Annotated in this window: 15 protein-coding genes; 11 read left to right on the plus strand and 4 right to left on the minus strand. The window is 69.3% G+C overall.

The genetic code is table 11. The features are described from left to right. Positions 1 to 207: 207 nt before the first annotated feature. From pyrH to FB390_RS15245, 4 genes are all read left to right on the plus strand, one after another. Positions 208 to 936 carry a UMP kinase gene (pyrH, locus tag FB390_RS15230; RefSeq protein WP_141809535.1) on the plus strand — a complete coding sequence of 243 codons (729 nt, stop codon included), beginning with the start codon at positions 208 to 210 and terminating at the stop codon, positions 934 to 936. A 50-nt stretch (positions 937 to 986) separates the two neighbouring features. Further along, positions 987 to 1,544: a ribosome recycling factor gene (frr, locus tag FB390_RS15235; protein WP_141809536.1), complete on the plus strand. Its 558-nt coding sequence runs from the start codon at positions 987 to 989 to the stop codon at positions 1,542 to 1,544. A gap of 45 nt (positions 1,545 to 1,589) precedes the next feature. Then, positions 1,590 to 2,585, plus strand: coding sequence for a phosphatidate cytidylyltransferase (locus FB390_RS15240; RefSeq protein WP_141809537.1), 996 nt, complete (start codon positions 1,590 to 1,592; stop codon positions 2,583 to 2,585). 69 nt (positions 2,586 to 2,654) lie between these two features. Then, complete coding sequence (locus tag FB390_RS15245) at positions 2,655 to 3,023, plus strand: LapA family protein (RefSeq protein ID WP_141809538.1); 369 nt, start codon at positions 2,655 to 2,657, stop codon at positions 3,021 to 3,023. A 3-nt stretch (positions 3,024 to 3,026) separates the two neighbouring features. Here the strand turns inward: FB390_RS15245 and FB390_RS15250 are convergent, their stop codons facing one another. Next, positions 3,027 to 3,971 (minus strand): AraC family transcriptional regulator, encoded by a 945-nt coding sequence (locus FB390_RS15250; RefSeq protein WP_246124034.1) that lies wholly within the window; start codon positions 3,969 to 3,971, stop codon positions 3,027 to 3,029. A gap of 176 nt (positions 3,972 to 4,147) precedes the next feature. Between FB390_RS15250 and FB390_RS15255 the strand changes: the two genes are divergently transcribed. The 3 genes from FB390_RS15255 to FB390_RS15265 all read left to right on the plus strand — a co-directional run bounded on the left by FB390_RS15255 (position 4,148) and on the right by FB390_RS15265 (position 7,707). Further along, on the plus strand, positions 4,148 to 4,846 hold the full coding sequence (locus tag FB390_RS15255) for an alpha/beta hydrolase (protein WP_141809539.1): 699 nt from the start codon (positions 4,148 to 4,150) through the stop codon (positions 4,844 to 4,846). 108 nt (positions 4,847 to 4,954) lie between these two features. Then, positions 4,955 to 6,064, plus strand: coding sequence for a dual-specificity RNA methyltransferase RlmN (gene rlmN, locus FB390_RS15260; RefSeq protein ID WP_141809540.1), 1,110 nt, complete (start codon positions 4,955 to 4,957; stop codon positions 6,062 to 6,064). 17 nt (positions 6,065 to 6,081) lie between these two features. Then, complete coding sequence (locus FB390_RS15265; protein ID WP_141809541.1) at positions 6,082 to 7,707, plus strand: serine/threonine-protein kinase; 1,626 nt, start codon at positions 6,082 to 6,084, stop codon at positions 7,705 to 7,707. A gap of 49 nt (positions 7,708 to 7,756) precedes the next feature. Here the strand turns inward: FB390_RS15265 and FB390_RS15270 are convergent, their stop codons facing one another. Continuing rightward, positions 7,757 to 8,182, minus strand: coding sequence for a DUF5997 family protein (locus tag FB390_RS15270; protein ID WP_141809542.1), 426 nt, complete (start codon positions 8,180 to 8,182; stop codon positions 7,757 to 7,759). Between the two features lie 86 nt (positions 8,183 to 8,268). Here FB390_RS15270 and FB390_RS15275 point away from each other — a divergent pair, with 86 nt between their 5' ends. Continuing rightward, positions 8,269 to 9,228: a LysR family transcriptional regulator gene (locus FB390_RS15275; protein ID WP_141809543.1), complete on the plus strand. Its 960-nt coding sequence runs from the start codon at positions 8,269 to 8,271 to the stop codon at positions 9,226 to 9,228. Between the two features lie 170 nt (positions 9,229 to 9,398). Here the strand turns inward: FB390_RS15275 and FB390_RS15280 are convergent, their stop codons facing one another. Together FB390_RS15280 and FB390_RS15285 are read right to left on the minus strand one after the other, a co-directional pair. After that, on the minus strand, positions 9,399 to 10,340 hold the full coding sequence (locus FB390_RS15280; protein ID WP_141809544.1) for a dihydrodipicolinate synthase family protein: 942 nt from the start codon (positions 10,338 to 10,340) through the stop codon (positions 9,399 to 9,401). Positions 10,341 to 10,372: 32 nt separating this feature from the next. Next, positions 10,373 to 10,642, minus strand: coding sequence for a DUF2631 domain-containing protein (locus FB390_RS15285; protein ID WP_141809545.1), 270 nt, complete (start codon positions 10,640 to 10,642; stop codon positions 10,373 to 10,375). A 152-nt stretch (positions 10,643 to 10,794) separates the two neighbouring features. Between FB390_RS15285 and dxr the strand changes: the two genes are divergently transcribed. The 3 genes from dxr (at position 10,795) to ispG (ending at position 14,679) form a co-directional block, all read left to right on the plus strand. After that, positions 10,795 to 11,934 carry a 1-deoxy-D-xylulose-5-phosphate reductoisomerase gene (dxr, locus tag FB390_RS15290; RefSeq protein WP_141809546.1) on the plus strand — a complete coding sequence of 380 codons (1,140 nt, stop codon included), beginning with the start codon at positions 10,795 to 10,797 and terminating at the stop codon, positions 11,932 to 11,934. 210 nt (positions 11,935 to 12,144) lie between these two features. After that, entirely contained in the window at positions 12,145 to 13,341 is a 1,197-nt protein-coding gene (locus tag FB390_RS15295) for a M50 family metallopeptidase (RefSeq protein ID WP_141809547.1), read from the plus strand. 180 nt (positions 13,342 to 13,521) lie between these two features. Continuing rightward, on the plus strand, positions 13,522 to 14,679 hold the full coding sequence (ispG, locus tag FB390_RS15300; protein ID WP_141809548.1) for a flavodoxin-dependent (E)-4-hydroxy-3-methylbut-2-enyl-diphosphate synthase: 1,158 nt from the start codon (positions 13,522 to 13,524) through the stop codon (positions 14,677 to 14,679). Positions 14,680 to 14,735: the final 56 nt, after the last annotated feature.

The following is a 14,735-nucleotide window of genomic DNA, read 5'->3' on the forward strand; positions in this document are numbered from 1 at the left end:
TGTCCGCGTCCGGCCGCGACGCGGCGGCATCGACCGGCCCCATTTCCCGACGCGAGCGCGGTGTCGGAGGGGGTCTTCTGCGGTCGCCGAAACCGAGTAGGGCAGGATAGTGACCGCCTTGTGTTGCGGGATCGCAAACCTATCCGCTTTACCCCTGATGTCTCAGCATGCTGAGAACACCACCATCGCCGAAGGAGAAGAGCACCGATGACGGACCCGGGGACCGAACGCCCAGGATATCGCCGGGTACTTCTCAAACTGGGTGGCGAGATGTTCGGCGGCGGCAAGGTCGGCCTCGACCCGGACGTCGTGCAGACCGTCGCCGAGCAGATCGCCGAGGTCGTCGCGACCGGCGTGCAGGTGGCCGTGGTCATCGGCGGCGGCAACTTCTTCCGCGGCGCCGAGCTGGAGGAGCGTGGCATGGAGCGGGCCCGCTCCGACTACATGGGCATGCTCGGCACCGTGATGAACAGCCTTGCGCTGCAAGACTTTCTGCAGAAGCAGGGAATCGACACCCGGGTGCAGACCGCGATCACGATGGGCCAGGTCGCGGAGCCGTACCTGCCGCTGCGCGCCAAGCGCCACCTGGAGAAGGGCCGAGTCGTCATTTTCGGCGCGGGCATGGGCATGCCGTACTTCTCCACCGACACCACCGCGGCCCAGCGGGCCCTGGAGATCGGCGCCGACGTGGTGCTGATGGCCAAGGCGGTCGACGGCGTCTTCACCGCGGACCCCCGGGTCGACGCGACCGCGACGATGTACACCGAGATCACGCACAAAGAGGCCATCGAGCGCGACCTGAAGGTCGCGGACGCCACGGCTTTCAGCCTGTGTATGGACAACCAGATGCCCATCCTGGTGTTCAATCTGTTGACGAAGGGCAATATCGCCCGAGCGGTCGCCGGTGAGAAGATCGGCACATTGGTTCGGTCCTGACACCGCGACCCGCGGATCATGACGATGACGACGCTGTGGAGGAAACGGTCGTGATTGAAGAAGCGCTCTTCGACGCCGAGGAGAAGATGGAGAAGGCCGTCTCGGTGGCGAAGGACGATCTCGGGACCATCCGCACCGGACGCGCGAATCCGGGCATGTTCTCCCGGGTCGTCGTGGACTACTACGGATCGCCCACCCCGGTCACCCAGATGTCCAGCATCACGGTGCCCGAGCCGCGGATGGTGGTGATCAAGCCCTACGAGGCCGGGCAGCTAGGTGCGATCGAGACCGCGATCCGCAACTCGGATCTCGGTGTCAACCCCACCAACAACGGGGACATCCTGCGCATCTCCATCCCGCAGCTCACCGAGGAACGCCGCCGCGAGCTGGTCAAGCAGGCCAAGAGCAAGGGCGAGGACGCCAAGGTCGCGATTCGCAACGTGCGCCGCAAGGCCATGGACGAACTCTCGCGCATCCAGAAGGATGGCGAGGCGGGTGAGGACGAGGTCGGGCGCGCCGAGAAGGAGCTCGACAAGACCACCGCCAAATATGTGAACAGCATCGACGAGCTGGTCAAGCACAAGGAAGCCGAACTGCTCGAGGTCTGACGGCAGATCCGAGGGCCCGCACGGGCGGGGGACGAGGAACAACGAGTGAGCGACGGGACAATCGTGGCCGACAATGCCGCCGCAACGGGTGCGGCCGAGGAGCCGACCCCGGGGAGCGGCGCCCCCGCAGACACCCCGGGCCAATCGGGTGACTACACGGCCGGACAGTTCCCCGAGCATCCCGTTCCCGCCGAACCCGTTGTCCCGGCGCCCGCCGCCGCGACGTCGCGAGCGGGCCGAAACCTACCCGCCGCGCTCGCGGTCGGCTTGGGGCTCGGCCTCTCGCTCATCGCGATCCTGCTGTTCGCGCCTCTGGTGTTCATCCCGGTCGCCGCGGCGGGTGTCGGCGTGGCGACTTGGGAGGTGGCCAAGCGGCTGCGTGAGGCCGACGTGCTCGTCCCGCGGATTCCGCTGATCGTCGGCGGTCAGGCGGTGTTCTGGCTCGGCTGGCCGTGGGGCGCGAGCGGTGTCGCGGGCGCGTTCGCGGCCACCGCGCTGACCTGCATGGTGTGGCGTTTGTTCGACCATGGTCTGCAGACCGCGCCGCGGAACTTCCTGCGCGACACGGCGATCGCGGTCTTCACCCTCGCGTGGGTTCCGTTGCTCGCGTCCTTCGCCACGCTGCTGCTGCTCGAGCCCGACGGCAACCTGCGGGTGCTGACCTTCATGATCCTGGTGGTCTGCTCCGACGTGGGCGGCTATGTGGCGGGTGTGCTGTTCGGCAAGCATCCGATGGTTCCGTCGATCAGTCCGAAGAAATCCTGGGAGGGTTTCGGCGGCTCGCTGGTGTTCAGCGTCATCGGCGGTCTGCTGACGGTCACCCTGCTGCTGGACGCCAATTCGATGATCGGCGTGGTGCTCGGTGTGGGGCTTGTGCTGGTCGCGACCGTCGGTGATCTGATCGAATCGCAGATCAAGCGAGAACTCGGCATCAAGGACATGGGCACCCTGTTGCCCGGGCACGGCGGCATCATGGACCGGCTCGACTCGATGCTGCCGTCCGCGTTCGTCTCCTGGCTGGTGCTGAGCACGCTGCTCTGATCGGCCGGTCCCCGGACGACATGCCGCCAAATCCCGGCGACCGCGAGAGCGATCGTCCATGATCGAGGCATGTCCACGAATGCCGAGCACGAGCCCGAGGCGAGCCGGCGCGACAAGCCGACCGTCCCGCCGACCACGCCGCCGCGTACTCCACCGTCGCCGCCCGCGACCAAGCCCCCGATGACGGGCGCAAAACCCTCGATCTCCTCGCGGACCGGCTACGCCTGGGTGGGGCTGGTGGCGGGCACGCTGATCATGATCCTGCTGCTCATCTTCATCCTGCAGAACTTGCAGACCGTCGAGGTCAGCATGTTCTTCTGGAACTTCCACCTCCCGCTCGGCGTCGCCGTGCTGCTCTCGGTGATCCTCGGGGCACTGGTGATGGCGCTGGTCGGCGGCATGCGCATCATGCAGTTGCGGCGCGCGGCCAAGCGCTGAGCCTCAGGCCGATGCGAATCCGTCCCCGTTCGGGCGAGCGCCCGATCGGCGCCAGCGCAGCGGGGGCGCCCCGAACTTGCGTTGAAAGGCTCGGCTGAACGCCGCGTCGGAGCGATAGCCGACGTCGTCGGCGATCCTCGATACCGGCTCGGTGGTGGCGCGCAGCAGGTGCGCGGCGCGATCCAGTCTGCGTTCGGTCAGATAGGCGGCGGGCGGGCTGCCGAGCAGGCGGGTGAACCGCTCGGCGAAGGACGACCTGGACAGCGCGGCCGTCGCCGCCAGGTCGGTCACCGTCCACGGCCGCCCAGGGTCGCGGTGGATGGCGGCGAGCACCGGGCCGAGCGCCGGATCCATGGCCGCGGTAAGCCAGCCGGGTGATGCGCTGTTGCCGGCGAACCAGGTGCGCAGGGTGTGGATGAACAGCAGATCGAGGATGCGCGAGATCATCACGGCCGCGCCGGGGCTCGCGGCGGTCACCTCTGCGAGCAGCAGCCGCAGGCTGACCGCCAGCCATTCGAGATCGCCGCGACCCGCCGGAATGTGGACGACAGCGGGCAGCACCGACAGCAAGGGGCCCGCGATCGCTTCTTGAACGGCGAAGGTCCCCGTCACCCAGCGCGGAGTACCGGGGTCGGCGAGTTCGTCGTCGGTGCGGAACAAGTCGCTGGGGCGCAGCGGTCGTTCGGGCATGTTCGGATCGGTGTAGAGCGTATGCGCGTCACCACGGGCCAGCAGCACGAGATCGCCCGGCTCGAGCGTCATCTCGCCGCCGCCTTCGGCGCGCAGCCGCAACTCGCCCTGTTCCACGATGTGCAGCATTCGCACGCCGCCGGGCACGGTCACGCGGAACGGCGGCGGAGGCGCGCAGCGCAGCACGATGTCGCCGTGCAGACGGACCGCGTCGAGGATTTCCGACAGTGCGTCGAAGGTCTCGGTACGAGTGAACAACGTGCACTACTCCGGCGTATCGGCAAACAAATTCGGCATTTGGAGCATAGCTTTTGCTCGCATGTCCGCATACCGTTGTTCTCGGCCCGCCAGGAACACCAGGCGCCTACAGGTGGCGGCGGGCGATTCCGCGGATGCGTTCGAACCCGACCGATCAATCGAAAGGAATACTCGCGATGTCCGCTGAGCCGACTATCGTCTTGGTGCACGGTTTCTGGGGCGGGGCCGCCCACTGGGGCAAAGTGATCGTCGAACTGCGCAAGCGCGGCTTCGTCAATTTGCGCGCCGTCGAGAATCCGTTGACGTCGCTGGCCGACGACGCGGCCCGCACGCGACAGATGATCGAACAGGTCGACGGGCCGGTATTGCTCGTCGGCCACTCCTACGGCGGGGCGGTGATCACCGAGGCCGGTGACCTGCCGAACGTGGTGGGCCTGGTCTACGTCGCGGCCTTCGCGCCCGACGCGGGGGAGAGCCCCGGGCAGATCAGTCAGGAACTGCCGCCCGCGGCCTTCGACAACATCGCACCGGACTCCGACGGTTACCTGTGGATCAGGCAGGACAAGTTCCAGGAGAGCTTCGCCCAGGATCTCTCCGACGACGAGGCGCTGGTCATGGCTGTCACGCAGAAAGCTCCGCTGGCCTCGACGTTCGGTGACGCCGTCACCGCGCCCGCGTGGAAGAACAAGCCGAGCTGGTACCAGGTCTCGACTGCCGACCGGATGATCGACCCCGACAACGAGCGCAGGATGGCCGAGCGCATGAAGCCACGCAAGATCATCGAGCTGGACGCGAGCCATGCCTCGCTCGCGTCGCGACCAGGCGCGATCGTCGACTTGATCGAGGAGGCGGTCCGCGACCTCGGATTGTCCTGATCCGAGCGTCCGAACGGCGGCCGGCGGCGGTGCGCGGGTTTGTGTCGTCGCGCACTGTTTCGGCCTGAGCATTCGAGCGCCAGGGGCGGATGAGAGACTGGAAGGACTATGACCGCCTCCCTGCCCCTGGTTTTCGACGCTCCGCGCCGTGGCATGCCGCCGCGGCATCTCGCCGATCTCGATGCCGAGGGGCGGCGCGCCGCGGTCGAGGAGCTTGGCCTGCCCAAGTTTCGCGCCGACCAGATCGCGCGGCAGTACTTCGGGCGGTTGCAGGCCGATCCCGAGCTGATGACCGATCTGCCCGCCGCGGTGCGGGAGAAGGTCGGCTCGGCGCTGTTCCCGCCGCTGCTCTCGGTGGTCAAGCACGTCGCCTGTGACGACGGACAGACCCGCAAGACGCTGTGGCGCGCCGGTGACGGCACCCTGTTGGAGAGCGTGCTCATGCGCTACGCCGACCGCAACACCCTGTGCATCTCCAGCCAGGCGGGTTGCGGCATGGCCTGCCCGTTCTGCGCGACCGGGCAGGGTGGGCTGAACCGCAACCTGTCCACCGCCGAGATCGTCGACCAGGTGCGCGCCGCCGCGGCGGCGCTGCGCGACGGCGAGGTGGCGGGCGGCGAGGGCAGACTGTCGAACATCGTCTTCATGGGCATGGGCGAGCCGCTGGCCAACTACAAGCGGGTGGTCGCCGCGGTGCGCCGCATCACCTCGCCCGCGCCGGACGGGCTCGGCATCTCGCAGCGCAACGTCGTGGTCTCGACCGTCGGCCTGGCGCCCGCTATCCGCAAGCTGGCCGACGAAGGTCTGTCGGTGACGCTGGCCGTCTCGCTGCACACGCCCGACGACGAACTGCGCGATACCCTCGTGCCGGTGAACAACCGCTGGCCGGTCTCCGAGGTGCTGGACGCGGCGCGCTACTACGCCGACACGACCGGCCGTCGCGTCTCGGTCGAGTACGCGCTCATCCGCGACATCAACGATCAGCCGTGGCGCGCCGACATGCTCGGCGCCAAACTGCACAAGGCGCTGGGCTCGCGCGTGCACGTCAACGTCATCCCGCTCAATCCGACCCCGGGCAGCAAGTGGGACGCCAGCCCGAAGCCGGTCGAGCAGGAGTTCGTTCGCCGGGTCAATGCCCAGGGCGTGCCGTGCACCGTCCGTGACACCCGCGGCCAGGAGATCGCCGCCGCCTGCGGGCAGCTGGCCGCCGAGAACTGAATCCCGAGGGGGGGCCGTTGCTGCAGCCAGGTGACGTATTCGCCGGATATGCCATCGAACGACTGCTGGGGCAGGGTGGCATGGGCGCGGTCTATCTGGCCGCGCACCCGCGACTGCCCCGCCGTACCGCGCTCAAGCTGCTGAATCGGGAACTGTTCTCCGACGCGGAGATTCGCGCGCGGTTCGAGCGGGAGGCCGACCTGGTCGCGCAGCTGGACCATCCGAATATCGTGACCGTCTTCGACCGCGGCATCGAGGACGAGCAGCTGTGGATCTCCATGCAGTTCATCGATGGCGTCGACGCGTCCTCGGTGGATCCCGCCACCCTGCCGCCGCAGCGGGCTGCCCAGATCGTCGGCGAGACCGCGCTGGCGCTGGATTACGCGCACCGCATGGGCGTGCTGCACCGCGACGTGAAACCCGCGAATATCCTGCTCTCCCGCTCGGCCGGGCAGGAGCGAGTGCTGCTCACCGATTTCGGCATCGCGCGCCCGCGCGAGGACACCAGGCAGCTCACCCAGACCGGCACCTTCACCGCGACTCTCGCGTATGCCGCGCCGGAACAGCTGACGGGCGCGCAGCTCGATCACCGGACCGACCAGTACTCGCTGGCCTGCACGCTGTACTGGTTGCTCTCCGGCACCGTGCCGTTCGACTCGCCGCAGGCCGTCGCGGTGATCCAGGGTCATCTGAAGCAGCCGCCTCCGCCGCTGAGTTCGGTGCGTCCCGGTCTGCAGCCCGCGTTGGACGCGGTGCTCGATCGCGCGCTCGCCAAGCGGCCCGCGGATCGGTTCGACTCGTGCGCGGAGTTCGCCGCGGCCGTGCAGCACGCGTTGCGTGGACCGGTCAGCGTGCCGCACGCCGTCGCGCAGCCCAGACCGCATCCGCAGAGCTCGGCGCCGAACCCGATGCCGTTGGCGCACCCGCCGCGCTACGCCCAACCCGCGCCGCCCGGTCCGCACTATGCGAATGCCGGTGTGCCGCAGGGTTATCCGCCCGGCTACGGCGCCGTCCCCGCCGGATACCGACCGCCCGTCCCGCCCCGGCGCGGAGGTTCCGGCGCGAAGGTGCTCGCGGTGATTCTCGGCCTCGTCTTCGTGCTGCTCGCCGGATGCGGAACCTTTGTGTTCACCGACGATTCGACCTGGGTGTCGCAGCTGACCGGACGCTCCAAAGGACACAAGGATCTGTCGGCGATGTCGGCGGCGTTTCCCGGGATGCTGCCGAGCGGCAACCGCGAGACCGGTAAGGGCTACAACGGCGCCTCGTGCCGTCCGGCATCCGAGTGGAAGGACTGGCGCGCCGAGAAAGGCGACGAATCGGCCTTCGACAAGTGGCAGGCGCGCTGGGAGTGTCTGCTGGCGGACGGTGCGAAGCTCGCGTATACCTTCTACGCCTTTCCGAGCGCCGAGGCGGCGCGGCGGGCGGTGACCACGTTCAAGTCCCGGGCCAAGTCCGAAGGCTCAAGCACCGAGGGCACCAGGACCGACGAACGTTTCCGCTACAACGACGGTTACGGCGAGGTCGCACTGGTCCTCTCGACCTTCTCCGATCCGTCGCGCGACCGCTGGGTGTTCACCTTCCACGGCCCCACGACGCTCGACGACAAACTCTCGGCGAAGGTCCGCGACGCTCCACTCTGAGGCGCACCCCGCTCCCGCTCGGGCCGGAGCCGCGTCGGGCTCCGGCCGCTCAGGCTCCGGTGCCGAAGCGGTTCTTCGCCGGGCGGTTGGTGGTGGCGCGGCGTTCGGCTTCCTTCGCCTTGACGCGCTCGTTCTCGCGGAGGACGGCTTGGTAGTTCTCGCGTTCGCGGGTCAGCCATTCCGGCGGGTCGGCGAGCAGGGCGGCGATCTCGTCGGCGGTGAGGGCGTCGGAGACGCCGCCGCGGGCCAGGCCGCTGTTGGAGATGCCGAGCTTGCGCGCGGTGATGTCGCGCGGGAAGGGGCCGGTGCGGCGCAGTTCGGTGAGCCAGGCCGGGGGATCGGTGCGCAGCCGGTCGAGGTCGGCGCGGGAGATCGGCGAGTTCCGGAACTCCTCCGGCGCGGCGGGGAGGTAGATGCCGAGCTTGTCCGCCGCGGTCAGCGGCTTCATCATCTGCGGTTTCTTGTCCGGGCTCACCGGGACAGCCTAGTCGACCGCCGGAGCGCCCCCGTCGTCGCGGCGACCGTCCGGGCCCGCGCACGCCGTGCAATACCCTTGGTCGAATGAGTCAGGTGGAGTCGATCGACGTAGAGCGGTTGCGCTGGTTCGTCGCGGTGGCCGAGGAGCTGCATTTCGCGCGGGCGGCGAAGGGCCTCGGCATCGCGCGTCAGCGGCTCAGCCGGACGGTCATCGATCTGGAGACCGAACTCGGCACGAAGCTGTTCGTCCCCGGCGCCCAGCCGACGCAGCTCACCGACGAGGGGCGCGAGTTGCTCGCCGCCGCCCGCGAGGTCATCGCGCGCCGGGAAGTGGCCGAGCCGGAACTGGAGCCGGAGGTCTCGGCCGGACTACGGGTGGGTTTCGTGCCCGGCGTCACGGTGTCGAAGTGGGAACGGATCTGGGGTGAGCGGTTTCCCGAGATCCCCCTGCGGACGATTCCGCTCGCCGCCGCCGACCAGCTGACCGCCCTGCGGGAGGGCCGGGTCGACATGTGCTTCGTGCGCCTGCCCATCGACCGCGCGGGGCTCAGCGCGATTCCGCTGTACAGGGAGGTGCCGGTCGTCGTGGTGCCCAAGGAGCACCCGATCTCGCTCTTCACCGAGGTCACCGCGGCGGACCTGGCCGACGAGCGCATGCAGGACGCCTCGGACATCGACGCGGCGGCGGTCACCCTCGAAATGGTCGCCGCCGGAGTCGGACTCGCCATCGTCCCGCACTCCATCGCGCGCCTGCACGCCCGCCGCGACCTGGTCTACCGCACCGTCACCGAGCACCCGGACACCGAGATCGCCCTGGCCTGGCCGACAGCCGAGACCACCGAGCTCGTGGAGGAATTCGTCGGCGTGGTGCGCGGCCGCTCCGAACGCAGCTCGCGTTCGCCGTCGGCCGGTGACGCGCAGCGACCGAAGCAAGCGAAAAAGCCCGCGTCACAGAAGAAAACCGCAGCCGGGAAGAGCGCGACCCCGGCGCGCGGTGCACGCTCCTCCGGCGCCAAGAAGCCAGGCAAGCGGCGCGGTCGCTGATCGGCGCTATTCCGTATGGAACGCGCGCCAGATCGTGTGTTCGCCGATGGCGCCCTCCGCTCCGGCTACGGCCTCGGCACAACGGTTTTCATCGATGGTCTCGGCAGCCGCGGCGAGTTCGAGGCGAACGCCTGGACGGACGCGATGCGGCCCGGCGATGCCGATCTTCGTTACGGCGTGGCCTCGTGGACGCGCGGCAGGATCGTGTGCCGTAGGTGCGCACGGATCTCGGCGATCGCGGCATCGCCCGCGGTCACCAGCGGGCTGCGCACGGCGGCCGGGAACCCGGGGACGCGTTCGGCCAGAGCGGCTTTGACGAACGCGATGTCGGTGAGTCCGGAACCGTGGCGGAGGGCGCGACATTCGTCGAACACCGCTTGCCAGCGCCCGGCCGCGTCGACATCGCCCTCACGAACGGCCGCGGCGATGCGGACAGGCAGTTCCGGCACCGGGTTTCCGCCGCCGGAGACGATGCCGTGCACGCCGAGTTCGCGGATCCGGGCGGCGGCGCCGTCGCTGCCCACGAAGACCGCCGCACCGGTCGCGGCGTAGGCGCTGGTGACCTCGAGGTCGCCACCGGAGTCCTTGATTCCGGCCAGCATCGGGTATTCGGCGGCGAGCGCGGCGAGCAGCGCAGGGGAGATCTGGGTCTGCGTGTGGCGCGGGAAGTTGTACAGCAGCAGCGGCAGTTCGGTGCGAGCGAGCAGCACGCCGAAGAACTCGCGGACCCCTGCTTCCGGCGGATCGGCGAAGAAATAGGGTGCGATCGCGGCGACGGCGTCGGCGTGGTGGCGCGCGTGGTCGAGCAGTTCGAGCGCGTCGCCGTATGCGGTCGCGCCGATGTGCGCGATCAGCTGCCCCGGCCAGTACTCGCGGGCGTGCTCGAGGATCGACTTGCGTTCGGCGACAGTCAGACTGGAGAACTCGCCGGTCGTGCCGTTGACGAGGATCGCGGGGACTCCCGCGTGGTGCAGGAAGCCGAGATACTCGCGCAGCGCTCCGGTATCGACGGCGCCGTCGCGGGCGAACGGCGTGACTGTGGCGAGGATGGGATCGGTCTCGACCGTGCCGGGCCACCGTGGCGCGGACCGCGCCCGCTCTCCGACTGTCATCCGCGGCGCGGGCGGCAGCTCTGGCCGGGGCCTTACCTGGGCTTGCGCCGCAGGATCGAGTCGCGCACCAGGATGACCACGATGAGGGCGGCGAAGCCGACCAGGTAGATGTCCTCGATCAAGCCCTTGTGGTTGCCGATGATCATGGCGAGCAGGATGAACGCGACGATCCAACCGGCGATGCGGAAGGTGCGGCGCGACTCGCCGCTCCAGCCCCACTCCGCGGAGGGGACCTCGGCGGTGTCCACGTGAGTGACGATGGCGCGCTCGTTGTTGGCGGGTTCGATGTCCGTGGCGGCCACGATCGCTCCTCAGGTGGTTCGGGTACCGAACTTCCGGTACGCACTCTTGGGCTACTGGTCGATATCGTGACATACGACGCCGCGTCGTTGGTAGTCGGGCCGCGCTCGACGGGCACGACGAGACCCCGTGCGCGGTAGGACACAATGACTGGGTGTCCGACATCGTGAGAGTCCTACTGCTCGGCAGCACCGGATCCATTGGTACCCAGGCGCTCGAGGTGATCGCCGCCAACCCCGACAAGTTCGAGGTGGTCGGATTGGCCGCGCGCGGCGGCAATACCGAACTGTTCGCCGCGCAGATGGCGGCCACCGGGACCCGCAATGTCGCCGTCGCCGATCCGGCCGCCGCCGCGGCGCTGGACATTCCGCTCGCAGGCCCCGCGGCGGTGACCGAACTGGTGCGCCGCACCGAGGCCGACGTGGTGCTCAACGCGCTGGTCGGCTCGCTCGGCCTGGAACCGACCCTGGCGACACTGGAGTCGGGCACCCGCCTCGCGCTGGCCAACAAGGAGTCGCTCGTCGCGGGCGGTTCGCTGGTGACCCGCGCCGCCGCGCCCGGCCAGATCGTGCCGGTGGATTCGGAGCATTCGGCGCTGGCGCAGTGCTTGCGCGGTGGCCGCGCCGAGGAGGTGGACCGGCTGGTGCTGACGGCGTCGGGCGGGCCGTTCCGCGGCTGGACCGCCGAGATGCTCGAATCGGTCACCCCCGCCGAGGCCAAGGCGCATCCGACCTGGTCGATGGGTCTGATGAATACGCTGAACTCGGCCTCGCTGGTCAACAAGGGCCTCGAGCTCATCGAGACGCACCTGCTGTTCGGCATTCCGTACGACCGCATCGACGTCACCGTGCACCCGCAGTCGATCGTGCACTCGATGGTCACCTTCACCGACGGCTCGACGCTGGCGCAGGCCAGCCCGCCGGACATGAAGCTGCCGATCGCGCTGGCCCTCGGCTGGCCGGACCGGGTGCCCGGCGCCGCGGCTCCGTGTGATTTCGGGACCGCCGCCACCTGGACCTTCGAACCGGTCGACAGCGAGGTGTTCCCCGCGGTCGAACTGGCCAGGCAGGCGGGCATCGCGGGCGGCAGCGTGACCGCGGTCTACAACGCCGCGAACGAGATCGCGGTGCAGGCCTTCCTCGACGGTCTCATCGGCTTCCCGGCGATCGTGCGGACGGTGGCCCGCGCGGTGGAGGCGGCCGACCAGTGGCGCGCCGAGCCGCAGAGCCTGGCCGAGGTGCTCGCCGCCGACAGCTGGGCGCGCGACTACGCCCGGCGTGTCGTCGGAGCCTGAACCACCGGTATCCGGCGCGCCCGGCGGGGCGCTGGCAGACTGAGGCGTACGGATCGGGCGTGCGCTTCGCCCGCATGCGCGTACCCGCGCGCGGGCTTGGTACGGACTCGGTCCGGCCGCGTCCATTAGTGTGGTCTGGGTGCTCGCGGCCGCGCCGGCGCGTGCGCGGGATGTCTACGAGCTGCGCAACGCAGGAGGGCTGGAGAGCAAATGGTGTTCGCCATGGGGTTCGTGCTGTTCGCGCTCGGCATCCTGATCTCGGTCGCCCTGCACGAATGCGGACACATGTGGGCGGCCCAGGCCACCGGCATGAAGGTGCGCCGCTACTTCGTCGGCTTCGGCCCGACCCTGTGGTCCTTCCAGCGCGGCGAGACCGAATACGGCGTCAAGGCCATCCCGCTCGGCGGCTTCTGCGACATCGCGGGCATGACCGCGCTGGACGAGGTGCGGCCCGAAGACCTCGACCGCGCGATGTACCGCCAGGCGACGTGGAAGCGGCTCGTGGTCATGGTGGGCGGCATCGTCATGAACTTCGTGCTCGGCTTCCTGCTGATCGTGGTGCTCGCCGTCGGATGGGGCCTGCCGCGGCTGGACGAGCCGACGCCGACGGTGGGAACCCTGAGCTGCGTCGCGGACGCGAATCCGGACGGGACGCTGCAGCAGTGCACCGGCCCGGGGCCCGCGCAGCAAGGCGGACTCCAGCCCGGCGACACCATCACCGCCGTGAACGGCGTCGCGGTCGACACCTGGGCGGAGTTCACCGAGCAGACCCGCAAGCAGCAGGGGCCGATCACCTACACCGTGGACCGCGCCGGACAGCGGGTGCAGCTGACGGTTTCGCCGCAGCCGGTGACGCGCTACACGAAGGAAGGCGCGAAGACCGAGGTCAGCGCGGTCGGCGTCACCCTGAACGTGCCGCCGATCGAGAAGGAGAACGTCGTCACGGCCATCCCCGCCGCCGCATCCTTCACCGGCGACCTGTTCGTGCGCACCTTCCAGTCGCTGGCGCAGATGCCCGCCAAGGTCGCGGCGCTGTGGGACGCGGTCACCGGCGGCACGCGCGACCCGGAGACCCCGGTCAGCATCTACGGCGCCAGCCGCATCGGCGGCGAGAGCGCCCAAGCGGGCCTGTGGCAGGTGTTCGTGCTGATGCTGGCGAGCCTGAACTTCTTCCTCGGCGCGTTCAACATCCTGCCGCTGCTGCCGCTGGACGGCGGTCACATCGCCGTGGTGCTCTACGAGAAGATCCGCAACACGATCCGCGGCTGGCGCGGTCTGGCGCCCGCCGGTCCGGTCGACTACCTGAAATTGTTGCCCGCGACGTACGTCGCCGTGGCGCTCGGCGGCGCGTACATGGTGCTCACCCTGGCCGCCGACATCGTCAACCCGATCCGGCTGTTTCCCTGAGTGCGCCGCCGACGCACAAGAACATCCGCCGGGGACGCGGGGTAATCTGTCGCCGGCAATCGCGGGACAACTCGTTGTCATGCCGTGTCACGGGCGTCACAGGGTGGTGGTCCACCGCGCGCGGCTAAGCTCGGTAGGCGAACGGCCCGCAGCAAACGTACGGAAAGTAGGCAGCCGAAAGTGACCAGCACAATCGGACTGGGGATGCCCGCCGCTCCCGCGGCCGTTCTCGCGCCCCGGCGCAAGACCCGTCAGCTCATGGTTGGTGGTGTCGGCGTGGGCAGCGACCACCCGATTTCGGTGCAGTCGATGACCACCACCAAGACCCACGACGTCAACGCGACCCTGCAGCAGATCGCCGAGCTCACCGCCTCGGGCTGCGACATCGTCCGGGTCGCCTGTCCCCGCCAGGAGGACGCCGACGCGCTGGCGACCATCGCCCGCAAGTCGCAGATCCCGGTCATCGCCGACATCCACTTCCAGCCGCGCTACATCTTCGCCGCCATCGACGCGGGCTGCGCCGCGGTGCGCGTGAACCCGGGCAACATCAAGGAGTTCGACGGCCGGGTCAAGGAGGTCGCGAAGGCCGCGGGCGCCGCGGGCATTCCGATCCGCATCGGCGTGAACGCCGGTTCGCTGGACAAGCGGATGATGGAGAAGTACGGCAAGGCCACCCCCGAGGCGCTGGTGGAGTCGGCGCTGTGGGAGGCGAGCCTGTTCGAGGAGCACGGCTTCGGCGACATCAAGATCTCGGTCAAGCACAACGACCCGGTGATCATGGTCGAGGCCTACCGGCAGCTGGCCGCGCAGTGCGACTACCCGCTGCACCTCGGTGTGACCGAGGCCGGTCCGGCGTTCCAGGGCACGATCAAGTCCGCCGTCGCGTTCGGCGCGCTGCTGAGCGAGGGCATCGGCGACACCATCCGGGTCTCGCTGTCCGCCCCGCCCGCCGAGGAGGTCAAGGTCGGCGGGCAGATCCTGCAGTCGCTGAACCTGCGTCCGCGCAAGCTCGAGATCGTCTCCTGCCCGTCCTGCGGTCGCGCCCAGGTGGACGTCTACACGCTGGCCAACGAGGTGACCGCCGGTCTCGAGGGCATGGAGGTGCCGCTGCGGGTCGCGGTCATGGGCTGCGTCGTGAACGGCCCCGGTGAGGCGCGCGAAGCGGATCTGGGTGTGGCCTCGGGCAACGGCAAGGGGCAGATCTTCGTCAAGGGCGAGGTCGTCAAGACCGTGCCGGAGGCGCAGATCGTGGAGACCCTGATCGAGGAGGCCATGCGGATCGCCGAGGAGATGGGCGAGAGCGCGGGCGCGGGGGAGCCGGTCGTCACCGTCGGCTGAGACCCGCCGCGACCAGCGGGTTTCGGATACCCGTACCGCATTGGGCGCGTTCGTGG

It is taken from the genome of Nocardia bhagyanarayanae (assembly GCF_006716565.1).
GTDB classification, from domain to species: domain Bacteria; phylum Actinomycetota; class Actinomycetes; order Mycobacteriales; family Mycobacteriaceae; genus Nocardia; species Nocardia bhagyanarayanae.